23 protein-coding genes and 2 tRNA genes are annotated in these 21464 nt (G+C 65.9%); 10 read left to right on the top strand and 15 right to left on the bottom strand.

Features of this window, described 5'->3' with window-relative positions; all coding sequences use genetic code 11:
- Positions 1-83 precede the first annotated feature (83 nt).
- The 8 genes from IPM49_07900 to IPM49_07865 all read left to right on the top strand — a co-directional run bounded on the left by IPM49_07900 (position 84) and on the right by IPM49_07865 (position 8802).
- The gene (locus IPM49_07900; GenBank protein MBK9274446.1) at positions 84-2489 is read left to right on the top strand and encodes a heavy metal translocating P-type ATPase; all 2406 of its coding nucleotides are present in this window, start codon (positions 84-86) and stop codon (positions 2487-2489) included.
- A gap of 79 nt (positions 2490-2568) precedes the next feature.
- The gene (gene ccoS, locus IPM49_07895; GenBank protein MBK9274445.1) at positions 2569-2745 is read left to right on the top strand and encodes a cbb3-type cytochrome oxidase assembly protein CcoS; all 177 of its coding nucleotides are present in this window, start codon (positions 2569-2571) and stop codon (positions 2743-2745) included.
- A gap of 4 nt (positions 2746-2749) precedes the next feature.
- The gene (ccoN, locus tag IPM49_07890; GenBank protein ID MBK9274444.1) at positions 2750-4882 is read left to right on the top strand and encodes a cytochrome-c oxidase, cbb3-type subunit I; all 2133 of its coding nucleotides are present in this window, start codon (positions 2750-2752) and stop codon (positions 4880-4882) included.
- 22 nt (positions 4883-4904) lie between these two features.
- Positions 4905-5099 carry a CcoQ/FixQ family Cbb3-type cytochrome c oxidase assembly chaperone gene (locus IPM49_07885; protein ID MBK9274443.1) on the top strand — a complete coding sequence of 65 codons (195 nt, stop codon included), beginning with the start codon at positions 4905-4907 and terminating at the stop codon, positions 5097-5099.
- Positions 5096-6259, top strand: a complete 1164-nt coding sequence (locus tag IPM49_07880; GenBank protein MBK9274442.1) for a c-type cytochrome — start codon at positions 5096-5098, stop codon at positions 6257-6259. Before IPM49_07885 ends, IPM49_07880 begins: the two co-directional genes overlap by 4 nt.
- Before the next feature lies 1 nt (position 6260).
- Positions 6261-7688 (top strand): cytochrome c oxidase accessory protein CcoG, encoded by a 1428-nt coding sequence (ccoG, locus tag IPM49_07875; GenBank protein MBK9274441.1) that lies wholly within the window; start codon positions 6261-6263, stop codon positions 7686-7688.
- Entirely contained in the window at positions 7685-8113 is a 429-nt protein-coding gene (locus tag IPM49_07870) for a FixH family protein (GenBank protein ID MBK9274440.1), read from the top strand. Before ccoG ends, IPM49_07870 begins: the two co-directional genes overlap by 4 nt.
- Positions 8110-8802: a sulfite exporter TauE/SafE family protein gene (locus tag IPM49_07865; protein MBK9274439.1), complete on the top strand. Its 693-nt coding sequence runs from the start codon at positions 8110-8112 to the stop codon at positions 8800-8802. Before IPM49_07870 ends, IPM49_07865 begins: the two co-directional genes overlap by 4 nt.
- On the opposite strand, the gene IPM49_07860 is transcribed toward IPM49_07865, so the two are convergent.
- Genes IPM49_07860 through IPM49_07825 form a run of 8 tightly spaced genes read right to left on the bottom strand, consistent with a single transcriptional unit; the run spans position 8748 to position 14716 of the window.
- Positions 8748-9287, bottom strand: a complete 540-nt coding sequence (locus IPM49_07860; protein MBK9274438.1) for a sterol desaturase family protein — start codon at positions 9285-9287, stop codon at positions 8748-8750. The genes IPM49_07865 and IPM49_07860 overlap by 55 nt on opposite strands.
- Positions 9284-9778 carry an SRPBCC family protein gene (locus tag IPM49_07855; protein ID MBK9274437.1) on the bottom strand — a complete coding sequence of 165 codons (495 nt, stop codon included), beginning with the start codon at positions 9776-9778 and terminating at the stop codon, positions 9284-9286. Before IPM49_07855 ends, IPM49_07860 begins: the two co-directional genes overlap by 4 nt.
- Positions 9779-9782: 4 nt before the next feature.
- Positions 9783-9944: a hypothetical protein gene (locus IPM49_07850; GenBank protein ID MBK9274436.1), complete on the bottom strand. Its 162-nt coding sequence runs from the start codon at positions 9942-9944 to the stop codon at positions 9783-9785.
- A gap of 6 nt (positions 9945-9950) precedes the next feature.
- Positions 9951-11303, bottom strand: a complete 1353-nt coding sequence (locus IPM49_07845; GenBank protein MBK9274435.1) for a deoxyribodipyrimidine photo-lyase — start codon at positions 11301-11303, stop codon at positions 9951-9953.
- Positions 11304-11332: 29 nt separating this feature from the next.
- Complete coding sequence (idi, locus tag IPM49_07840; GenBank protein MBK9274434.1) at positions 11333-11887, bottom strand: isopentenyl-diphosphate Delta-isomerase; 555 nt, start codon at positions 11885-11887, stop codon at positions 11333-11335.
- Positions 11887-12729: a squalene/phytoene synthase family protein gene (locus tag IPM49_07835; protein ID MBK9274433.1), complete on the bottom strand. Its 843-nt coding sequence runs from the start codon at positions 12727-12729 to the stop codon at positions 11887-11889. Before IPM49_07835 ends, idi begins: the two co-directional genes overlap by 1 nt.
- The gene (gene crtI, locus IPM49_07830) at positions 12726-14210 is read right to left on the bottom strand and encodes a phytoene desaturase (protein ID MBK9274432.1); all 1485 of its coding nucleotides are present in this window, start codon (positions 14208-14210) and stop codon (positions 12726-12728) included. Before crtI ends, IPM49_07835 begins: the two co-directional genes overlap by 4 nt.
- On the bottom strand, positions 14207-14716 hold the full coding sequence (locus tag IPM49_07825; protein ID MBK9274431.1) for an RNA polymerase sigma factor: 510 nt from the start codon (positions 14714-14716) through the stop codon (positions 14207-14209). Before IPM49_07825 ends, crtI begins: the two co-directional genes overlap by 4 nt.
- A gap of 397 nt (positions 14717-15113) precedes the next feature.
- Between IPM49_07825 and IPM49_07820 the strand changes: the two genes are divergently transcribed.
- Positions 15114-15188 (top strand) — tRNA-Val (locus IPM49_07820).
- A gap of 35 nt (positions 15189-15223) precedes the next feature.
- Positions 15224-15298, top strand: a tRNA-Val gene (locus tag IPM49_07815).
- Positions 15299-15377: 79 nt separating this feature from the next.
- Here IPM49_07815 and IPM49_07810 read toward each other — a convergent pair.
- The 7 genes from IPM49_07810 to IPM49_07780 all read right to left on the bottom strand — a co-directional run bounded on the left by IPM49_07810 (position 15378) and on the right by IPM49_07780 (position 21407).
- A complete protein-coding gene (locus IPM49_07810) occupies positions 15378-16595 on the bottom strand; it encodes a bifunctional folylpolyglutamate synthase/dihydrofolate synthase (GenBank protein ID MBK9274430.1) in 1218 nt (405 codons plus the stop codon).
- A gap of 7 nt (positions 16596-16602) precedes the next feature.
- Complete coding sequence (locus IPM49_07805) at positions 16603-17388, bottom strand: hypothetical protein (protein MBK9274429.1); 786 nt, start codon at positions 17386-17388, stop codon at positions 16603-16605.
- Positions 17385-17825 carry a biopolymer transporter ExbD gene (locus tag IPM49_07800; protein ID MBK9274428.1) on the bottom strand — a complete coding sequence of 147 codons (441 nt, stop codon included), beginning with the start codon at positions 17823-17825 and terminating at the stop codon, positions 17385-17387. Before IPM49_07800 ends, IPM49_07805 begins: the two co-directional genes overlap by 4 nt.
- Positions 17826-17828: 3 nt before the next feature.
- Complete coding sequence (locus IPM49_07795; protein MBK9274427.1) at positions 17829-18224, bottom strand: biopolymer transporter ExbD; 396 nt, start codon at positions 18222-18224, stop codon at positions 17829-17831.
- Between the two features lie 9 nt (positions 18225-18233).
- The gene (locus IPM49_07790) at positions 18234-18956 is read right to left on the bottom strand and encodes a MotA/TolQ/ExbB proton channel family protein (GenBank protein MBK9274426.1); all 723 of its coding nucleotides are present in this window, start codon (positions 18954-18956) and stop codon (positions 18234-18236) included.
- Between the two features lie 47 nt (positions 18957-19003).
- Positions 19004-20227, bottom strand: a complete 1224-nt coding sequence (locus IPM49_07785) for an amino acid dehydrogenase (GenBank protein MBK9274425.1) — start codon at positions 20225-20227, stop codon at positions 19004-19006.
- 115 nt (positions 20228-20342) lie between these two features.
- Positions 20343-21407 (bottom strand): anhydro-N-acetylmuramic acid kinase, encoded by a 1065-nt coding sequence (locus IPM49_07780; protein ID MBK9274424.1) that lies wholly within the window; start codon positions 21405-21407, stop codon positions 20343-20345.
- Between the last annotated feature and the right edge of the window lie 57 nt (positions 21408-21464).

The following is a 21464-nucleotide window of genomic DNA, read 5'->3' as shown; positions in this document are numbered from 1 at the left end:
AGGTTCAACACATGATCGTGTGCGGCCGCCGGGCATGACGCGCGTCAGCTTCCATGCGGCGGCACCGGTCGGACCTTCGTGCCATGCCGCAACAGGTGAAGGAGGTGGTGCGCTGTTACCATTGCGGCGACGTCTGCGGGACCGATCACCTGAAGGCGGAGGACCACGATTTCTGCTGCCAGGGTTGTCATGCGGTCTATGGGTTGCTCCAGGAGAGCGGGCTCTGCGACTATTACGCCCTTACGGAGCGCCCGGGTGCCCGGGTGGAGCAGGATGGCCAGGCCATGCGGGCCGAGCTGTTCGACCTTCCGGAGGTGCGCGACCGGCTGGTGGAGTACAGCGAGGACGGCATCACACGGATCACCTTCCACATCCCACAGATGCACTGCAGCAGCTGCATCTGGCTGCTGGAACACCTGCAGCGCATCGACGCGGCCATCCTTCGGTCCCGCGTGCGGTTCACGACCAAGGAGCTCACCGTCACGTTCCGTGAAGAGCGGATGAGCCTCCGCGGGCTGGTGGAGCTGTTGCGCAGGCTGGGCTACGGCCCTTCGTTGGACGGGCGGGGAAAGGCCGCAGCAGGAGAGCGCGGGTCGCGGGTCCCCCGCATCCTGTACCTCAGGCTCGGCGTCGCCGCGTTCGCCTTCGGCAACATCATGCTCTTCAGCTTCCCGGAATACCTGGGCGCCGATGTGAGCGACGACCAGTTGAAGCGGGGTTTCCAGTTCCTCAGCCTGGTGTTCTCACTGCCGGTCGTGCTCTTCAGCAGCACGGACTATTTCCGCTCGGCCTGGGCGGGGCTGCGCACGCGACAGGTCAACATCGACCAGCCCATTGCGCTCGGCATCATCGCCCTGTTCGCACGCAGTGTGTGGGACGTGGTGATGGGCGTCGGTCCGGGCTACTTCGATTCGCTCGCCGGCCTGCTGTTCTTCCTGCTCGTGGGCCGCTGGTACCAGGCCTACACCTATGGTGCGCTGAGCTTCGACCGTGGTCTGAACGACTTTCTTCCCTTGGTGGTGCTTCGCCGGACGGGCGATGCGGAGGTGCCCGTGGCCGTGGGCGACCTGCGGCCCGGTGACCGTATCGTGGTGCGCGACCAGGAACTCGTGCCCGTGGATGCGGTGCTCGTGTCGGGCGAGGGGCACATCGACAACAGCTTCATCACCGGTGAGCCGCTGCCCATGCGCCGCGCTCCCGGCGATCTGGTGAAGGCGGGCGGACGACAGCGTGGCGCCGCGATCGAACTGCAGGTGCTTCGCGCCTTCGCGGACAGCCACCTGAAGCGGTTATGGGAGGAGCATGCGGCAGGTGCCGAGCGCCCCGGCATGCCCCGCCTCATCGATGCCGTGGCCCGGCGCTTCACGGTGGCCGTGGTCCTGCTGGCCATCGGTGCCGGCCTCTACTGGTGGGGGCGTGATGCCGCGCAGGTGTGGCCGGTGGTGACCGCGGTGCTCATCGTGGCGTGTCCCTGCGCCCTGGCCCTCAGCATGCCATTCACCTATGGCCATACCATCCGCTTGTTGGGCCGTCGCGGCCTCTTCCTCCGTGATGCGGAGGTGGTGGAGCGCATCGCCTCCGTGGACACTGCGGTGTTCGACAAGACGGGCACCCTCACGGAACGCGAGGCCCATGCTGTTCGGTTCGTTGGTCCCCCACCGGACCCGGCGGTCCTGGCGTGCGTGCGAAGCCTTGCCCACAACAGCCTGCACCCGCTCAGCGCGGTGCTGTACCACCACCTGCGCGGGCAGGCCGGCGTGGCGAGCGGGGTGGTGGAGGAGGTGGGCGCGGGCATCCGTGGCGAGGTCGACGGCCAGGAGGTGCGCATCGGTACGGCCGCCTTCACGGGTGGTAAGGAGCGGTCCAGGGCCAACGGGGCCGCACATGTGCATGTGTCGGTGGACGGGGCCCATCTGGGCCATTTCGAGATCAGCAAGCGGGCGCGGTCGGGCATGGCCACCACGGTGGCGGCCACCGCCTGCCTCACGGATACCTATCTCCTGACCGGCGACCTGTCGGTGGACAAGGACGTGGCCGAGGTCTTCGCCCCGCATCAGGTCCGTACGGGGTGCTCGCCGGCGGACAAGGCGGTGTTCGTTCGTGGCTTGCAGGCCAAGGGGCGGCGGGTGATGATGGTCGGCGACGGACTGAACGATGCCGGCGCACTGCGCCAGAGCGACGTGGGCATCACGGTGAGCGAAACGAGCGCCGCCCTGACCCCGGCCAGCGATGCGATCCTCGATGTGAGGGCCTTCGGGGACCTGCCGGCCGCCTTGCGCCTGGCACGCAGCGCACGCCGGATCGTGCGGGCCAGCCTGTTGCTCTCCCTCGGGTACAACATCACCGGTGTCAGCTTTGCGGTCAGCGGCCACTTGACCCCCCTGATCGCCGCGATCCTGATGCCGCTCAGCTCCGTGACGGTGGTCGGCTTCGTCTCGCTCGCCGTGTGGCTCCGTGCCCGCCGTCTGGGGCTTGGCATGCGGAACTGACGAAAGTCAGCCGGCCCGGTGAGGTCCGTCAGCCCTTGTGCATGACACGTCCGTGACTTTTGGGCCCGGACCGAGCCCCATGAGCGTCATCTTTCTTCTGATCGCGGCCAGCACCATCGTGGCGGTGGTGTTCCTGGCCGCTTTCGCATGGGCGGTGCGCTCCGGTCAGTACGAGGACGACCGGTCGCCCGCCGTGCGCATGCTGGGTGATGACCGGCCGGCCGTCCCCACCAACCCGTCGAACAACACCAAGTGAAGCGATGATCGAGCGTTTCAAGTATGACAACAAGATCGTGAACGCCTTCCTGATGGCCACGATCCTTTTCGGCATCGTGGGCATGCTCGTCGGCCTCACGGCGGCCTTCCAGATGGTGATCCCCTCCTGGAACATCGCCGAGTGGCTGTCCTTCGGCCGCCTGCGCCCATTGCACACCAACGCGGTGATCTTCGCCTTCGTGGGCAACGGCATCTTCGCCGGCGTCTATTACAGCCTCCAGCGGTTGGTGAAGGCCCGCATGTTCAGCGACCTGCTGAGCTGGGTGCATTTCTGGGGCTGGCAGCTGATCATCGCCGCCGCCGCCATCAGCCTGCCGCTGGGGCTCACCACCGGCAAGGAGTATGCTGAACTGGAGTGGCCGATCGACATCGCCATCACGCTCATCTGGGTGGTCTTCGGTGTCAACATGTTCGGCACCATCCTCAAGCGGCGGGAGCGTCACCTCTACGTGGCCATCTGGTTCTACATCGCCACATGGGTCACCGTGGCCATGCTGCACATCGTGAACAGCTTCGAGGTGCCCGTGAACCTCTTCAAGAGCTACAGCTGGTATGCGGGTGTGCAGGATGCGCTCGTGCAGTGGTGGTACGGCCACAACGCCGTGGCCTTCTTCCTCACCACGCCCTACCTGGGGTTGATGTACTACTTCATGCCCAAGGCGGCCAACCGACCGGTGTACAGCTACAAGCTCTCCATCATCCACTTCTGGGCGCTCATCTTCATCTACATCTGGGCCGGTCCGCACCACCTCATCTACAGTTCGCTTCCGGACTGGGCACAGAGCCTCGGCACCGTCTTCAGCATCATGCTCATCGCGCCCAGTTGGGGCGGCATGCTCAACGGCCTGCTCACGCTGCGCGGTGCGTGGGACCGTGTGCGTGAGGATCCCATCCTGAAGTTCTTCGTGGTGGCCATCACCTGCTATGGCATGGCCACGCTCGAAGGGCCGTTGCTGAGCACCAAGTTCTTCAACAGCATCAGCCACTTCACGGACTGGACCATCGCTCACGTGCACGTCGGTGGCCTCGGCTGGAACGGCTTCTTCACCTTCGGCATGGTGTACTGGCTGGTGCCGCGCCTCTTCGGGACCAAGCTGTACAGCAAGGGTCTGGCCAACGCGCATTTCTGGATCGGCACCCTCGGCATCGTGTTCTACGCCGTACCCCTCTATTTCGCAGGGTTCACCCAGAGCCTGATGTGGAAGCAGTTCACCCCGGACGGCTACCTGGTGTACAAGAACTTCCTGGACACCGTGCTGCAGATCAAGTACGCCTACTGGCTGCGCGGCCTGGGTGGAACGCTGTACCTCACCGGCGCCCTGCTGATGGTCTACAACGTGTGGCGTACCGTGGCCGCCGGCCGTCTGATCAAGGACGAGGAGGCCGAGGCCCCCGCCTTGGAGAAGACGTATGCCGGGGAGAGCGCCGGTCACTGGCACCGCTGGATCGAGCGCCGACCCATCCAGATGCTCGTGGTGAGCCTCGTACTGGTGGCCATCGGAGGGGTCTTCGAGCTCGTGCCCACCTTCCTGATCAAGAGCAATGTGCCCACCATCGCCAGCGTGAAGCCCTACACACCGCTCGAACTGCAGGGAAGGGACATCTACGTCCGGGAAGGCTGCTACACCTGCCACTCCCAGATGGTACGGCCCTTCCGCAGCGAGACCGAGCGCTATGGGGAGTACAGCAAGGCGGGCGAGTTCGTTTACGATCACCCCTTCCAGTGGGGCAGCAAGCGCACCGGACCCGACCTGCACCGTGTGGGAGGCAAGTATCCCGACAGCTGGCACTACTACCACATGTTCGACCCCACGAGCATGAGCGCCGGTTCGCTGATGCCGGCCTACCCCTGGCTGTATGAGAAGCCCATCGATGTGGCCAGCACGCCCGCCAAGATCCGTGCGATGCAGACCCTTGGTGTGCCGTATCCGGAGGGCTACGCGGACCAGGCGAACGCGGACCTGTCGGCACAGGCCGATGCCATCGTCGCCAGCCTCAGGAAGGACAAGATCGAGACGAGCGCTGAACTTGAGATCGTGGCGCTGATCGCCTACCTCCAGCGCCTGGGCACGGACATCCGTCCGAAGGCCCCGGCACAGGCCACCGCCGCGAAGTGATCACCCGAAGACCCGAACGCTCATGCTGAAGTTCATCAAGCACCACCTGAACACGATCGAGGGTGTGGACCTCTTCCCGCTCCTGGCTTTCGTGATCTTCCTGACGGTGTTCGTCGCCGCCAGCCTGTTGGTGCTCACGAGCGACCGGCGTCGCATCAAGCACCTGGAGGAGCTTCCCTTCTCCGACATCCCCACCGATCGAACGCTTCATCCATGAAGACCATGACCTCCTGGAAGGAACGCCTGCTGCCGCTCGGAGCAGCCATGCTCAGCACCACCCTGGGTCGGGCGCAGGCCACCGACGCCGCCATCACCGCCGCATCCGCACCGGCCTCCATGGAGACCGCCTATCTGCTGCTCGCGGTCGCCGTGCTGCAGGTGGTGATCATTCTTTCGCTGTCCGGCATCCTGCGCACCCTGGGCGGCACGGGCACCGCGTGGGCCGACTACCTGAAGGGCCGACGCGCCGCCGTGCTGCCCGTCCTGCTCGGGCTCGGTGCCTCCTCCGATCTGCACGCGGCCACCGGCATGGCTACGGCGCTCATCTCCGTGCAGGCACTCATGTGGTGGTTGATCGCCATCAACGCGATCCTGTTCGCCATCATCGTGGGCCAGCTCTCCGTGGTGCGCGGAATGGCCCGCACGCTGTCGGGCAACGTGGACGTCGACGCGCCGGCGGCCGAAGAGGGTCCCACCTTCGCCGACACCATCCTCCAGCGCCTCACCCGCTCGGTGAAGGTGGAGCAGGAGAAGGATGTGCTGATGCACCATGAGTATGACGGCATCCGTGAACTGGACAACGTGCTGCCGCCCTGGTGGCTCTGGCTCTTCTATGGCACGGTGATCTGGAGCGTCGTGTTCCTGCTGAACGTGCACGTGTTCGACATATGGCCCACCCAGGAAGAGGAGTATCGGCAGGAGATGGCCCAGGCCAAGGCCGATGTGGACGCCTATCTGGCGCAGTTCGCCGGCATGGTGGATGAGACCAACGTGACAGCGCTCACGGATGATGCCTCCATCGCAGGTGGACGGGCCACTTACGAGGCCTATTGCAAGGCCTGCCACGGCGGTGCGGGTGAGGGCGGTGTGGGACCGAACCTCACCGATGACCATTGGAAGCACGGTGGCGGCATCCACAACATCTTCAAGACCATCAAATACGGGGTGCCGGAGAAGGGCATGATCGCCTGGAAGACCCAGCTCAAGCCCGTGGAGATGCAGGCCGTGGCCAGCTACATCCTGAAGCTCCACGGTTCCAACCCGCCGAACGCCAAGGCCCCGGAGGGCGAGCTGTGGAAGGACGCGACCACGACAGCACCGGCGGACAGTGCCGCGGTGGTCGCAGCGGACAGCATCGCCGTGGCGGCCCTCAAGTGACATGAAGAGCAAGGAAGGGAACCCGGCCGTGGACGAGAGCTTTCGCGATTCCATCGCGACGGTCGACAAGCAGGGCAAGCGGGTCTGGGTCTATCCGAAGAAGCCTTCAGGGAAGTGGTTCAACCGACGCCTGGCGTTCGGCTACACCCTGCTCGCCTTCCTGCTGGTGGGGCCCTTCCTGCGCATCAGCGGGGAGCCGTTGTTGCAGCTGGATGTGCTGGGCCGTCGTTTCGTCATCCTCGGCCAGACCTTCTGGCCCCAGGACATCCATCTCTTCGTCCTCGGCTTCATCGCCAGCATCGTCTTCATCGCCCTGTTCACCGTGGCCTTCGGCCGCTTGTTCTGCGGGTGGGCCTGCCCACAGACCATCTTCATGGAGCTGGTGTACCGGCGGATCGAGTACTGGATCGAGGGCGATTGGAAGCAGCAGCAGGCCCTGAACAAACGCGAACTGGACGGGGACAAGCTGATGCGCAAGTCGGCCAAGCATGTCCTGTTCTTCCTGGTGGCCTTCATCATCGGCAACACCTTTCTGGGCTACATCATCGGCAGCGACAGGCTGATCCAGATCGTCTCCGAACCGCCCGGGCGGCATCTGGGCGGGCTTGCCGCCATGTTCGGCTTCTCGCTGGTCTTCTACGGGGTCTTCGCCTTCATGCGCGAACAGGTATGCACCACCGTGTGCCCGTACGGCCGGTTGCAGGGCGTGTTGCTCGACCGCCAGTCGGTGGTGATCGCCTACGACCGGGTCCGCGGCGAACAACGCGCCCACTTCCGCAAAGGCGAGGACCGCGGGTCCGTCGGAAAGGGCGATTGCATCGACTGCAAGGCCTGTGTGCACGTGTGCCCCACGGGCATCGACATCCGCAACGGCACCCAGCTCGAGTGCGTGAACTGCACCGCCTGCATCGATGCCTGCGATCACATGATGAGCTCGGTCGGCCTGCCGAAGGGACTGATCCGCTACGCCAGTGAGGCGGAGATCGCGGACCGGAAGCCGTTCCGCTGGACCGGCCGCATGAAGGCCTACAGTGCCGTCCTCACCGTGCTCATCGCGGTCATCCTCACCCTCATCGTACTCCGCAGCGATGTGGAGACCACCGTGCTGCGGACACCCGGGATGCTCTACCAGACCCGCCCGGACGGACGCATCAGCAACCTGTACAACTACAAGGTGGTGAACAAGACCTCCCGCGACATGCCCATCCGCTTCGTCCTGGAGAACGTGGAGGGTTCCATCGAGCTGGTGGGCAAGGAGATCGAGCTGCAACCCGCGGCGCTGGCGCAGGGCAGCCTGTTCATCATCCTGGACCCTTCGGCCATGAGCGGCATGAAGACCAAGGTCAACATCGGGGTTTATACCGACGACCGTCTGCTGGAGGATGTGTCCACCACCTTCGTCGGACCCATCAACACCAACACACCATGAGATTCAGCTGGGGAACAGGGGTCACGCTCACCATGATGGCGTTCATCGCGCTGATGGCGGGATTCATGGTCAAGGCCATCCAGGAGCAGGAGCAGCTCGTGGCGGAGGATTATTACGCCCAGGAGCTCCGCTACCAGGAGCGGCTCGATAAGCTCCATCGCGCGGGGGCGGACCGCGTGGCCTTCCAGGTGGAGGGCGATTCGCTCCACATCGCGTTCCAAGGTGACGCACCGGCGCGCGCCACCCTCCGTCTGCAGCGGCCGTCCGATGAACGAGCCGACCGGGCGTATGAGGTGCTGTGCCGCGCGGATGGCCGGTGCGCCGTGCCGGTGAACGACCTCTTGCGCGGGATGTACAAGGCGGAGCTTGAATGGACCGGTCCGACGGGCACGGGCCTGGTGGAGGAACGCATCGTGGTGCCGTGATCGCCGTGCTCGTTCCGGCCTTCGTTCTGGGTCTGCTGGGCAGCGCTCACTGTGTGGCCATGTGCGGCCCGTTGCATCTGGCCGTGGGCCAGGGCGGCGCACCGGTGCGGACCACCGTGCTCCTCAACATGGGTCGGGTGACCACCTACATGGCCATCGGGGCCCTGTTCGGGCTGTTCGGTCGCGGTCTGGGCCTGGCCGGCATCCAGCGCTTCGTTGCGATCGCGCTGGCCGTGCTCATGCTCGCCGTACTGGTGGTGCCGGCCCTTTCCGCCCTCCTGCATCGCCCCTGGGTGCCTGCGGCCTGGGTGGCCCATCTTCGTTCCGCGGTCGCACGCCGCCTTCGCAGGAGCAGTGCATCCGCGGTGTTCCTCACCGGCCTGTTCAATGGACTTCTGCCCTGCGGGATGGTGTACGTGGCCGTGGCTGGTGCGCTTGCGCAGGAAGGACCGATGGACGGTGCGCTGTTCATGGCCGCCTTCGGGGCGGGCACCTGGCCTGCCTTGGTGGCCGTGCGGTTCGCTGGCGTGTCGCTCGGTGCCCGGTTCCGGGCCCGCCTCACCCGCTGGGCGCCCGCAGGCTATGCCCTTATGGCGGCCCTGCTCCTGGTGCGCGGTCTGGCGTTGGACATCCCCTACCTCAGCCCTGCAGATGTGGAGGTGCCCATGCGCATGGAGGCCTGCCCCTGAGGCGCGACCCCTGAAGTGCCGCGGCGACGGCGCATCTCCCTGAGGAACCGGATCGGGAACACCAGCATGCCGAAGCACTCACCGTGCTCACGGCCCAGGTGCTTGTGGTGCATCTTGTGCGCCCGGCGCGCCGCCAGCAGGTAAGGGTTGCGCGTGTCGCGGAACCAGGGCAGACGGCGGTGGATGAACACCTCGTGCACCAGGAAGTAGGCGATGCCGTAAAGCAGGATCCCCAGGCCCATCCATCCCCAGGGCGTGTGGGCTCCCAGCTGGCCACCCAGCACGAACAAGGCCATCGAGGGCAGGGCGAAGATCACGAAGAACCAATCATTGCGCTCCAGGGCGCCGTGGTGGTCCTTGTGGTGATGGTCCTTGTGCAGGGACCAGAGGAAGCCGTGCATGACATACTTGTGCGTGGCCCAGGCCACCGCCTCCATCGCTACGAAGGTGGCCACGATCACCAACAGGATGCCCCAGATGCTCATGCCGCCATGGTTCGTGCGTGATGCTCCGGTGATGCGGGGAAGAGCCCTTCCAACACCTGACGTCGGAAGTCGAAGATGCGCTCGATCCGCCGCCGCACCACCAGCCGATGCATGAGCGCGCCGACCGGACCCAGCGGCAGCGCATATTCCACACGGTCGTGCATGCGGGTGCCCCCCTCCACGGGCTCGAAGCGATGCTCGTGATACCAGCGCGCGTAAGGCCCGCGCAACTGCGTGTCGGCGAAGTGGGTGGGAGCGCTCACCCGTTCGATGCGTGTGAGCCAGGGCAGGGGGATACCCAGCAAGGGGCGCACGGTGTAGCGGATCAACTGGCCATCATGGGCCGCCCGGTCGTCGAAGGGCTCGCGGATCCTCAGGCCCAGCTCCGGCGGGGTGATCAGCGACAGGTTGCGCGGGGTGCTGAAGAAGGACCAGGCCTGCTCGATGGGTATCGGCAGCACCTGCGACCGTTCCAGCACGTGCACCTTCATCGCATCAGCCGATCACCTCGGCCTTGGGATAGCGTTGTTTCCAGAACTCGAGCGCCTTGCGGCTGGCAAGCGTGATCACCGTGCGTGCGTCCAGACGCACCTTGATGCGGTCGATGCCCTCGCGGACGGGTTGCGCGAGGATGAGTGTTTTCTTCTTGCGGGGCATGGTCGTTCAGTTGAACAGTTGAGGTTGTGCTTCGGTTCGTCGCGGACCGTCGCGCAGCGCTTCGGCATAGGCCTTCAGCGCGCGGTGTCGGGCCACTTCATGAACGACCATGGGCTGCACATAGTTTGCCGAACCCGCTTCGGGCACCCAACGCTTCACATATTTTAACTGAGGGTCGAACTTCTGCTGTTGCAGGGCGGGATTGAAGACGCGGAAGTACGGGGCCGCATCGCAGCCCGAACCGCTCGCCCATTGCCAGCCTCCATTGTTGCTGCTGAGCTCGAAGTCCAGCAGCCTTGCGGCGAAGCAGGCCTCGCCCCAGCGCCAGTCCAGGAGCAGGTGCTTGGTGAGGAAGCTGGCCACCACCATGCGCACCCGGTTGTGCATCAGTCCGGTGGCGTTCAGTTCGCGCATGCCGGCATCCACCAGGGGATACCCCGTGCGCCCTTCGCTCCATGCCCGCAGGTCCTCCTCATCCCTTCGCCACGCGATCCGGTCGTAGCCGGGCTTGATGGCGCGCTGCACGGCATGCGGGTGGTGCCAGAGCACCTGCATGTAGAACTCGCGCCAGATGAGCTCGTTGAGGTATTTCGGGCTTGTGGCGAAGGACCTCCGGACCAGCTCGCGCACGCTCACCGTCCCAAAGCGCAGGTGCACGCTCATGCGGCTTGCGCCATCGATCGAGGGAACATCGCGTGTCCGTTCGTAGTGGCGCAGCAGCTCGTCGCTCACGCTGGTCGGAGGGATCCGGAGGTCCGTCGGTCCGAAGCCGACCTGTTCGATGGAGGGCAGGGGCAGTGGTTCCATCCGATGGAACGCGCCGACCAGCTTCCCGCTCGGGAAGGCCTCGGCATGTTCCGGGCGGAACAGGCTCCGCCATTTCCGCATGTACGGGGTGAACACGGTGTACGGCCCCCCGTCGTCCTTCACCACCTCGCTGCGCTCGAAGATGCTGATGTCCTTGAACGTGCGGAACGCGATGCCGCGCGAGGCCAGCAGATCGCCTACGGCCTTGTCGCGTTCATTGGCGTAGGGCTCGTGGTCGTGGTTGGCGGTGACGACCTTCACTTCGTACCGGTCGAGCAGGCGCTTCCATACCTCGATGGGCCGGCCGTGCTCCACCAGGAGCGTGGATCCCCGCCCGATGAGCTCTTCCTGCAGACCGGCCAGCGTGCGGTGGATGAAGTCCACACGGCGGTCATGCTTGTCCTCCAGACGGTCGAGGATGTCCGTGTCGAAGATGAACAGGGGAAGCACCTCGCCATGCTCGCTCAACGCCCGGAAGAGACCGTGATTGTCCTCCAGCCGAAGGTCGCGACGGAACCAATGGATGGTGACGGCGGGGCGTGTCAAGCTCATGGGAACGAGGTGTGGAGGGGCCGCAGGGATCACACCGCACGGCGCAACACGGCGCCGCGCCGCTCCTTCACCATGGGCCAGCAGATGCGCAGCCAGGCGGTGAACCGGTCATGCAAGGTCCGCAGCTCCTGGTCCAACTCGGAGTCGGTCACCGCGCGCCAGGCCATCGCTTCGCGGTCGTTGGGCCGCACGTCCCCGGTGTATCGGGCGAACAGCACGTGGTCCAACTCGTGCTCCACCAGCCCGTTGCCCATCTCGGCGCGATAGATGAATGTGAACTGGTGCTCGAGCGCCTGGCAGTGGATGCCCATCTCCTCGCGCAGCCGCCGCTCGGCCGCCTCCCCGACGGTTTCTCCGGGGCGCGGGTGACTGCAGCAGGTGTTCGTCCACAGGCCACCGCTGTGGTACTTGTCCAGCGCGCGCTGCTGCAGGATCAGCCTGTCCTCCGCATCGAACACGAAGACCGAGAAGGCGCGGTGCAGCTCTCCGGTGCGGTGCACCTCCAGCTTGTCGCGTGTGCCGATGGGGGCGTCATGCCGGTCCACCAGCACCACTTGGTCCTTCAGATCGCGCACGGTCACCATCAGAGCAGGCCGAAACTGTGACGCAGATAGCTCGTGGTGAGGAGGGCGATCTTCCGCCGGTTGCGCACGCGCACACGCTCGCGCAAGATGCGCTCGGTGGGCAGCGCCTTGATCTTCCTGAAGAGGTTGAGGTAGTACACGTAGGCGATGTACACCCCGAAACGCGCGCCGCGCGGCAACTGGCGGATGCCCTGGATGGCCGCGTCGAAATCGGCCGCGATGTCGGCCTCGATGGCCCGCTTGGTCGCGTCATCCATCCGGCTCACGTCAACGCCCGGGAAGTAGGTGCGCCCCAGGTTGAGGTGGTCGTCCTTCAGGTCGCGCAGGAAGTTCACCTTCTGGAAGGCCGCGCCCAACCTCATGGCCGGGGTGCGCAACCGGTCGTACAAGGCGCCGTCACCCTCGCAGAACACGCGCAGGCACATCAGGCCCACGACCTCGGCACTGCCCAGGATGTACTGCTCATAGCTACCACGGTCGTGCGTCGTGTCCCGCAGGTCCATGTCCATGCTGTTCAGGAACGTGTCGTACAGCTCGCGCTCGATGCCGTAGCGGTTCACCACCTGTTGGAAGCTGTGCAGGATGGGGTTGAGGCTGATGCCCTCGGCGATGGCCGTGTAGGTGTCCAGCCGGAACCGGTTCAGCAGGGTGGCCTTGTCGTGCGCGTGGAAGGTGTCGACGATCTCGTCCGCGAAGCGCACGAAGCCGTAGATGGCGTGGATGGGATCGTGGTAGCGCCGGTCCAGCGAGCGGATCCCCAGCGAGAAGGATGTGCTGTAGCTGTAGGTGGTATGCCTGCTGGCCTTCAGGCACACCGCATCGTACAGGGCGATGGTGTTCATGCGGGCATGCGTTGAAGGTCCTTGTCCACCAGACCGGCCACCACCTGCCCGCTGATGAGGGCTGGCGGCACGCCGGGACCTGGCACCGTGAGCTGCCCGGTAAAGTAAAGACCGGCCACCTTGCGGCTCTTCATCCTGGGCTTCAGAACAGCGGTCTGTCGCAAGGTGTTCGCCAGTCCGTAAGCGTTCCCCTTGAACGCGTTGTAGTCCTGCTCGAAGTCATTGATGCAATAGCTGCGCCGGTGCACCAGATGACGCCGAAGGTCCTGACCGGTATGGCGGCTCAACCGGTCAAGCACCAGGTCCAGGTACCGTTGGCGGACCTCCGGCTCGTCGGGCAGGCCGGGTGCGATGGGGATGAGGGCGAAGACATTCTCGTGGCCCTGTGGTGCGATGCCGGGATCCGTGACCGACGGGGCGGACACGTACATCAGCGGCCGGCTCGGCCACTGAGGCGCATCGTAGATCTCCTGCGCGTGCCGGTCCAGGTCCTCGTCGAAGAACAGATTATGGTGCAGGACCTTTTTCAGCCGGGTGTCGAAGCCCAGGTAGAAGAGCAGCGAGGAGGGGGCCATCACCCGTTTGTTCCAGTAGGCCGGCGAATAGGTCCGCGCCTCGGCGGGGAGCAGGTGCTGGTCCACGTGGTGATAGTCGGCTCCGGCCACCACCACGTCGGCCTTCAGCTCGCCGGCCCTGGTGCGCACGCCCACGGTGCGTCCGTTCTCCACCAGGATGCGGTCCACAGGATGGTCATAGAGGAATCGTACACCCTGTGCTTCTGCCACGCGCACCATGCCTTCAACGATGCGGCCCATGCCACCCATCGGGTACCAGGTGCCCAGCGCCATGTCGGCGTAGTTCATCAGGCTGTACAGAGCCGGGGTGCGGGCCGGGGTGGCGCCCAGGAAGAGCACCGGGAACTCCATGAGCTTCCTCAGGCGTGGGTCTCTGAAGTGGTCCGCCACATGGGCCCGCAGCGAGCGGAACACCGCGCTCCGCAGGATGCCAGTGATGAGCCTGGGATGGGCGTACTCACCCCAGCTCAGGCTCGGTCGATGCACCAGTTCGCGCATGCCGAGCTCGTACTTCACGCCGGCCTCGCTCAGGAAGCGCTCCAGCTGTGCCCCGGCGCCCGGCTCCACCTGCTCGAAAAAGGCCCGCAGGGCGCTGCCGTCGGCGGGGACCGACCAGGCATCATCGTCACCAAAGATGACCTGATAGGAGGGGTCGAGCCTCACCAAGTCGTACTGGTCGCTCACCTGATGGCCGAACTGGGCGAACCATTGCTCGAACACATCGGGCATCCAGTACCAGCTGGGGCCCATGTCGAACACGTAGCCGTTCTCCCTCAGCACCCTCGCCCGGCCGCCCGGTGTGGCGTTCTTCTCCACCACCGTGACATCGAAGCCGCGCTTGGCCAGCGCAGCGGCCGCGGAGATGCCGGCGAATCCGGCACCGATGACGAGGGCGGAACGGCTCAAGCGGCCAGTGGTTTGTCAGTGAGCATGCGCATCAAGCGCTGACGGGCCTGGTGGATCCGGCTCTTCACAGTGCCCACCGGAATGCCCAGGTGGTCCGCGATCTCATGGTATTTGTAGCCTTCATGATGCATCACGAACGGCTCGCGGAAGGTGGAGTCCAACTGCTCCAGGCTGCGGTCCAGTTCCGAACGCACCATGCGGCTCTCCGCCGTCGCCGGGGTCTGCACCCGGCGCACCGTCGTCCGCTCCCGTTCCACGCTGTCCATCAGCACGCGCGTGCGTTTCTGGCGGCGATGGTCATTGATGAAGGTGTTCTTCATGATGGTGTATAACCATGCCTTCAGGTTGGTGTTCTCCTTGAACTTCTCCTGGAACGTGAGCGCGCGCAGCGTGCTCTCCTGCAGGAGGTCAAGGGCGTCGTCGCGGTCCTTCGTCAGGCTCAATGCGAAGTAATACAGTTGCTGTCGGAGACCGACCAAATGCTGCTGGAACTCTAGGGTGGACATGGTCGTCTGTTTAAGGTTATTGATCGAGTGTTGGACAAAAGTAGGGGCACAGATCATCTCTTCCAAGTTTTTGTCAAAGAATTTCTTCTGAAGATTGAACAAACATGACATTCCCCTGACGAACAGGGTTTAACGAATTGATCATCAGTGGTATACAAGGTTCACACAGGGCTGGATCTTCCCCGGTCGTGCTCATAATGTTCCATCATGACCATGAACTTCTCAACAAAGCGCCTTGAACGCGGGGAGGTCCTGCCGGGATCGGTGCGGTGGGCGACGGGCCGGTCGATCCGGAGCAGCCGCCTACCTTCGCGCCCGCTCCACTGGTTCAGCGCATCCCGCCCTTCATGGCGGGAGGGTCGCAGACCGGAGGTTCGATGCGACCGCGTTCTTTCCTGGAAGCATAGCTCAGCTGGTTAAGAGCATCTGCCTTACAAGCAGAGGGTCGCTGGTTCGAATCCGGCTGCTTCCACCGACGACGTTCTTTTTTACTTTCGCGCCCCCAACGGGACCTTAGCTCAGCTGGTTCAGAGCGCATGCTTCACACGCATGAGGTCACTGGTTCGAATCCAGTAGGTCCCACGAAAACCCCGCCTCGGCGGGGTTTCTTGTTCCCGGGCTGATCGGTGGGTCCAGTGGGCTCCGCGCGGCGCTCCACCGTTCACAACACCTCGGCCACCACGAATACACTGCCGGTGACCAGGACCAGGTCGTCCGGTGCGGCGGCCGCATGGGCGGCCTCGAAGGCATGGCGCACCGAGGCATGGACCTGGCCGTGGAGACCGAACCCTGCGGCCGCCTCCGCCAGCACGGCCGCGTCCAGCCCGCGGGGGATGTCGGCCTTGCAGAAGTGGTAGCGCGCGCCAGGGGGGAGCTGCCGTAACGCCGGACCGAGGTCCTTGTCGTTCACCATGCCCAGCACCACGTGCAGACCCCGGTGCGGGGTCCGGTCGAGCATGCTGCGCACCACGGCCAGCCCGTCGGCATTGTGCGCCACGTCCGCCACCACCAAAGGGTCCCGCCTGAGCACCTGCCAACGGCCCCGCAGGCCAGTGGTGGTCACCACGGAGGAGAGCCCGTGCGTCACGGCCTCCCCGGAGATGGGCCAGCCGCGTTCGCGCAACAGGTCCACCACCGTGAGCACGGTGCGGGCATTGCGCTCCTGGTGCGGGCCTGCGAGGTCGGGGCGGATCGGCAGGGGCCGTTGATGGTCCACGCGGATGAGGGGGGCACCCACCGCACCGGCCTGTGCGCGGAGCAGCGCGTCGATGGGCCCTTCGGCCTCACCGATCACCACGGGGATGCCGGACTTCATGATCCCTGCCTTCTCTGTGGCGATCGCCTCCAGCGTGCCGCCCAGCAGGTCCGCGTGGTCCCAGCCGATGGTGGTGATCACGGCCACCTCGGGGGTGATCACGTTGGTGCTGTCCAATCGGCCGCCCAGGCCGGTCTCCACCACGGCGATGTCCACCTGCTCCTGGCGGAAGTGGTCGAACGCCAGCGCGATGCTCCACTCGAAGAAGCTTGGCGCGAGCGGTTCGAAGATCGTGCGATGATCCGCCACGAAGCGGACCACATCCTCCTGCGGGATCATGGCACCGTTGACGCGCACCCGCTCGCGGAAGTCGGTGAGGTGCGGGCTGGTGGTGAGCCCGGTGCGCAGGCCGGCGTGCTGCAGGATGCTCGCCAGCATGTGGCTGGTGCTGCCCTTGCCATTGGTGCCGGCCACATGCACGCAGCGCAGCCCGCGCTCCGGATGGCCCAGGGCTTCCATGAGCGCTTCGGTGGTGCCCAGGTCGGCCTTGTAGGCGGCCTTGCCCACGCGGTGGAACATGGGCAGGCGGGCCTGCAGGTAGGCCAGGGTCTCGGGGTAGGTCATGCCTCCCTTATTCGAGGATGAACACGAAGGTCATCTCGCCCTTCTGTTCGGCCGCCGCATCGGGCTTCGGGGTGAAGGCACAGGCCATGGCGGCCTTGCGGGCGATGTTGAACAGGGTCTGGCTCGTGGTGGTGCTCTTGTCCAGGTTCTGGGTCACGCGCGTCACCTTGCCGGTGCGGTCCACGAAGATGTTCAGCACCACCTTGCCGCCTTCGCTCGGCTTGTCGGTGATCTTTGGTCCCCGCGCCAGTCCGCGGCCGCCCAGGCGGATGTCCCAGCCGTTGCCATGGAAGGTGCCCAGCCCGTCGGGCACCCCGCTGGGCACGCCCTCGTTGCCGCTCTGGTCGGAGCTGCCTTCGCCGCTCTGGCCGCCGCCGCCGGTGTTGCCCCATTGGTTCAGCGCGTTCTGCAGGCCGGTGCTGATGGTGGGTTCCTTGGGCTTGGTGGGTTTCGGGGTGTCCTTGGGCTTCTCCCTGGGTTTGTCCCTGGGCTTGTTCACCTCCACGTCGCTGGCCTCGTCGGTGGCCACCTCCTCGGGCTGGTCCTCGCTGTTGGCGGATGCCGCGCTCTGGCTCTGGTCGCCGGGGTCGGGGGTCTCCACGTTGCCGCTTCCCGCGAGGTCGGTGCCGAAGTCGGCCATGGCCACCTCCACGGTCTCCTCCGGAAGCGGGGGATCGTACTCGGTGAGGCCCACGAAGAGGAAGAGCAGCAGCAGCAGGGCGTGCAGCACCACGGTGGCGATGACGCCGGTGGTGCGGTCGCGCCGCTGATCGTGGAGGGCCGCGGTGGTCATGGCGTGCCGGGTGCGGCCGGTGTTTCCGATGGTGCGGCCGGGGTGGGTGCTCCAGCGAGCACGATGCGCCACTTGTTGCGCTTGGCGATGTCGAGCACGTTCACCATCACACCGGTGGGGACCTCCTGGGCCACGCGCAGCACGATGGCGTCCTGGGCCGTGTGGCGGGCCATCTCGGCGATCAGTGCGGGCTCCAGCCCGGCCGGGTCCACAGGTTGTCCGTTCAGCAGGGCCTTGTCCGCGCTCTCCAGGCGCAGGGCCACCTTGGGCTGATCCTTCGAGGGCTTGGTCCGACCCTTGGGCAGATCCACCGGCAGGGCGAAGGGGCTCACCATCGTGCTCACGATCACGAAGAAGATGAGCAGCAGGAAGACCAGGTCGGTCATGCTGCTGAGGCTGAAGCCCGCGTCGATCTTATGCGTGCTGCGGATGGCCATGGTTCACTTGGGCCGCGTGGCCAGGATCACCTTCCACTGGTTGCGCTTGGCGATCTCCATCACCCCCACGGTGACGCCCGCCGGCACGCTCTGGTCCACGTGGATCACCAGGTTCTTCTCGCCCTGCACGGCCGCCATCCGGTCCTTCAGTACACCTTCCAGGTCGAGCGGATCGATGAGCTCGTTGTTGACGCTGAAGTGCTGGTCGGCATCGATGCGCACGCCCACCTGGGGCTTCTCCTTGGTCTTATTGGCGCTGATGGGCAGGTCCACCGGCAGGGTGGTGGGGCTCACCATGGTGCTGATGATCACGAAGAAGATGAGCAGCAGGAAGACCAGGTCGGTCATGCTGCTCAGGCTGAAGCCTGCGTCGATCTTGTTGCTGGAGCGGAGCGCCACGGTGCAGGCTTACTTGGCCGGTGATTCGAGCACCTCCATGAACTCGATGGTGCGCGATTCCATCTTCTGCACCACCTTGTTCACGCGGGCCACGAGGAGGTTGTAACCGATGTACGCCGGGATGCCGATCACCAGGCCGGCCACCGTGGTGATCATGGCCTGCATCATGCCGCCGCTCAGCTGGCTCAGCTCCACGCCGGCGCCGCTCACTTCCATGGTGTGGAAGGTGACGACCATGCCCACCACGGTGCCCAGGAAGCCCAGCATCGGTGCCGCACCGGACACGGTGGCCAGGATGGGCAGGCCGCTCTCGAGCTGATAGACCTCCAGCTTGCCCTGGTTCTCGATGCTCACCTCGATGTCCTTCATCGGCTTGCCGATGCGGTTGATGCCCTTCTCCAGCATGCGCGCCACGGGCGTGTTGGTGGTCTGGCACAGGTTGCGCGCGCTGTCGATCTTGCCTTCGTGGATGTAGTCGCGGATCTTGGCCATGAAGTCCTTCTCATCGCGCAGCGCCCGCCTGATGGCCAGGCTGCGCTCGATGATGATGTAGAAGGCCGCGAGCGACATCAGGGCCAGCGGCCCCATGATGTACCAGCCGCCGTTGACGATCAGTTCCCATACGGACAAGGTGGTCTCCTGGGGCGCCACGGGCGTGGTGGCGGTCTGCTCCAGCACCTGGCGGGCCGCGTCGGTGGCGTCCTGGATCTGGGCGAAGAACTCGATCGGCATGCGGTTCAGGGTGTTTAGGACAACGCGCGGCGATCGCCGCGTAGTGTTCAGGTGAGCTGTTCGAGGGCGATGGCGAAGGCCGTGCGGGTGAGGTGCGTGCGGCCGGGATGATGGGCGTGGGTGCGCTGCAAGGCTTCGGCGATGCGTTCGCTGACGTCGCCGAAGATGGCCTGGTCGGTGAGCTGCGCGCCGTCCATCATGCAGTAGGCGAACACCCGTGCCATGCCACAGTTGGCGATGAAGTCGGGGATCACGCTCACCCGTTCGTCGGCATGCTCGGCGATGGGGCCGTAGAAGATCTCGGGGTCGGCGAAGGGCACGTTGGCTCCGCTGGCGATCACCTCCAGGCCTGCGTCACACAGGGCGTCCACCTGCGCGCGCGTCACCAGCCGGCTTGCGGCGCACGGCAGGAAGACCTCCGCGCCGCAGGACCAGATGCGGGCGTCGGCCTCGGCGTGGGTGAGCAGCCCGTCGTTGCGCAGGGCGTTGCCGTCCTTCCGCAGGAAGAGCTCGCGCACGCGGGCCGGGCTCAGGCCTTCGGGCTCCACCAGACCGCCGTTGCGGTCGATGATGCCCACGATGCGCGCGCCGTCGCGGCTCAGGTAGTAGGCTGCGGCCGAGGCCACATTGCCCCAGCCCTGCACCACCACCCGCTTGCCCTGAAGGTCGCCGCCGTAGATGCCGTAGAAGTGGCGCACGCTCTCGGCCACGCCCCAGCCGGTGATCATGTCCGCCACGGCATAACGCCCCACCTCCGGGGTGAACGCCGGGTCCTCCACCACCTTGCTGACGCCCGTGCGCAGCTGGCCGATCACCCGCACCTTGCGGCCGGTATCGCCCGGGTTGGTGCCGTTCACCACGCCCTCCTGCGGATGCGCCAGGCCGAAGCGCTCGGTGATGGGGATCACCTCGTGCAGCTCGTCCACGTTGAGGTCGCCGCCGGTGCCGTAGTAGCTCTTCAGCAAGGGCATCACGGCGCGATACCAGCGCTCCAGCACTTGTGGCTTGCGCGGGTCGGCCGGGTCGAAGTCGATACCGCTCTTGGCCCCGCCGATGGCCGGACCGCTCACGGTGAACTTCACCTCCATGGTCTTGGCCAGGCTCTCCACCTCGCGGCGGTCGAGCCCCTTGCGCATGCGCGTGCCACCGCCTGCTGCGCCGCCCCGCAGGCTGTTGATCACCACCCAGCCCCGCGCACCGGTGGGCGCATCGTTCCACTCGAACACGATCTCGGGCGCGCGTTGCTCGAACTGCCGCAGGGTCTCCTTCATCAGGGCGGGGCCGCCGGGGTGCGGCGCGGCCAAAGGTAACCGGCACCATTTCCATCGACCGGAGCCCGGCCGCCGCTCTTCCAACCCTGGTTGTTGATAGCGGGCGGCCCACCGCTCAGGGCAGGTACACCGCACCACCCGCGCTGTCCCGCGCCGCACCGGTCACAGAGGCCAGCGCGTTCACCTCGCCCCGCCAGCGCAGCAGGCCCAGCAGGGCGAACAGGTAGGCCTCCTTGAAGTCCACCAGCAGGGCCTCGGGCACCCGCAGCTCCGCTTTACACTGGTCGCCCACCCGCTCGAGCAGGTGCGTGTTGTGCGCTCCACCGCCGGTGATCAACACCCTGCGCACCGCGTGGCGGTCCAGCTCCGCAGCGATGCGGCGGGCCACATGCTCGCTCACCGTGCGCAGGCGGTCGCGGAGCGGGATCCCGGGCTCGTCGATCAGCGGCCGCATCTCCGCCTCGAACCACTCGCGACCCAGCGAGCGCGGCGGTGGCTGACGGTAGAAGGGCAGGGCCTCCAGGGCGGCGAGCAGGTCGTCCTTCACCGTGCCCTCCCCGGCCAGGGCACCGTCCGCGTCGTATGGCTTGCCGGCCTGCCGGGCCAGGTGGTCCAAGGCCTGATTGCAGGGCCCGATGTCGTAGCCGGTGGTGCCGGCACGGTGCACGGCCAGGTTGGCGATGCCGCCCAGGTTCAGGAAGGCCTCCTGACCGGGGAAGAGCAGCCGTTCCGCCAACGGCACCAGCGGTGCACCCTGGCCACCCAGCGCCACATCGGTGGTGCGCAGGTCGCACACCGTGGCCATGCCCGATCGCACGGCGATCCGCGCGCCGCAGCCCAAGGCGGCGGTGAGGCCCTCCTCCGGACGGTGGAACAACGTGTGGCCGTGGGAGCATACAAGGTCCACCGGGCCTCCGGCCGCCAGCGAACGGCAGGCCTCGCCGATGTGGTCGCCCAGGTCGCGGTGCAGGCGGGCGGCCTCCAGGGCGGTGGCGTCCATCGCCCCACGCAACCGTGCGAGCAGGGCGGGGGGGAAGGGTACGGTACGGGCCTGCTCGATGCGGCCATGCCATCCGTCGTCGCTCCGCTCGAAGCTGCACAGGGCCAGGTCAAGGCCGTCCAACGAACTGCCGGACATCACGCCGATCACCCGGGCCGGCCGACCGGCATCGCCCACCATGCCGGCAAAGGTATCCGCTACCTTTGCGCCCCCGCACCAGCGGCCATACCCACCCAG

It is taken from the genome of Flavobacteriales bacterium (genome assembly GCA_016715895.1).
Lineage (GTDB): Bacteria > Bacteroidota > Bacteroidia > Flavobacteriales_F > PHOS-HE28 > PHOS-HE28.
Note: the sequence above shows the minus strand (reverse complement) of the source record. Positions and strands in the feature narration are given on the sequence as shown.

Coding starts and splice junctions, on each gene's coding strand:
- ccoG (MBK9274441.1), top strand. CDS start 6,261: ATGAAGAGCAAGGAAGGGAACCCGGCCGTGGACGAGAGCTTTCGCGAT.
- IPM49_07845 (MBK9274435.1), bottom strand. CDS start 11,303: ATGAGCTTGACACGCCCCGCCGTCACCATCCATTGGTTCCGTCGCGAC.
- IPM49_07800 (MBK9274428.1), bottom strand. CDS start 17,825: ATGGCCATCCGCAGCACGCATAAGATCGACGCGGGCTTCAGCCTCAGC.
- IPM49_07825 (MBK9274431.1), bottom strand. CDS start 14,716: ATGTCCACCCTAGAGTTCCAGCAGCATTTGGTCGGTCTCCGACAGCAA.
- ccoN (MBK9274444.1), top strand. CDS start 2,750: ATGATCGAGCGTTTCAAGTATGACAACAAGATCGTGAACGCCTTCCTG.
- IPM49_07805 (MBK9274429.1), bottom strand. CDS start 17,388: ATGACCACCGCGGCCCTCCACGATCAGCGGCGCGACCGCACCACCGGC.
- IPM49_07835 (MBK9274433.1), bottom strand. CDS start 12,729: ATGAACACCATCGCCCTGTACGATGCGGTGTGCCTGAAGGCCAGCAGG.
- IPM49_07880 (MBK9274442.1), top strand. CDS start 5,096: ATGAAGACCATGACCTCCTGGAAGGAACGCCTGCTGCCGCTCGGAGCA.
- IPM49_07780 (MBK9274424.1), bottom strand. CDS start 21,407: ATGGTGGGCGATGCCGGTCGGCCGGCCCGGGTGATCGGCGTGATGTCC.
- idi (MBK9274434.1), bottom strand. CDS start 11,887: ATGGTGACCGTGCGCGATCTGAAGGACCAAGTGGTGCTGGTGGACCGG.
- ccoS (MBK9274445.1), top strand. CDS start 2,569: ATGAGCGTCATCTTTCTTCTGATCGCGGCCAGCACCATCGTGGCGGTG.
- IPM49_07790 (MBK9274426.1), bottom strand. CDS start 18,956: ATGCCGATCGAGTTCTTCGCCCAGATCCAGGACGCCACCGACGCGGCC.
- IPM49_07855 (MBK9274437.1), bottom strand. CDS start 9,778: ATGAAGGTGCACGTGCTGGAACGGTCGCAGGTGCTGCCGATACCCATC.
- IPM49_07810 (MBK9274430.1), bottom strand. CDS start 16,595: ATGACCTACCCCGAGACCCTGGCCTACCTGCAGGCCCGCCTGCCCATG.
- IPM49_07860 (MBK9274438.1), bottom strand. CDS start 9,287: ATGAGCATCTGGGGCATCCTGTTGGTGATCGTGGCCACCTTCGTAGCG.
- IPM49_07900 (MBK9274446.1), top strand. CDS start 84: ATGCCGCAACAGGTGAAGGAGGTGGTGCGCTGTTACCATTGCGGCGAC.
- IPM49_07785 (MBK9274425.1), bottom strand. CDS start 20,227: ATGAAGGAGACCCTGCGGCAGTTCGAGCAACGCGCGCCCGAGATCGTG.
- IPM49_07850 (MBK9274436.1), bottom strand. CDS start 9,944: ATGCCCCGCAAGAAGAAAACACTCATCCTCGCGCAACCCGTCCGCGAG.
- IPM49_07885 (MBK9274443.1), top strand. CDS start 4,905: ATGCTGAAGTTCATCAAGCACCACCTGAACACGATCGAGGGTGTGGAC.
- IPM49_07870 (MBK9274440.1), top strand. CDS start 7,685: ATGAGATTCAGCTGGGGAACAGGGGTCACGCTCACCATGATGGCGTTC.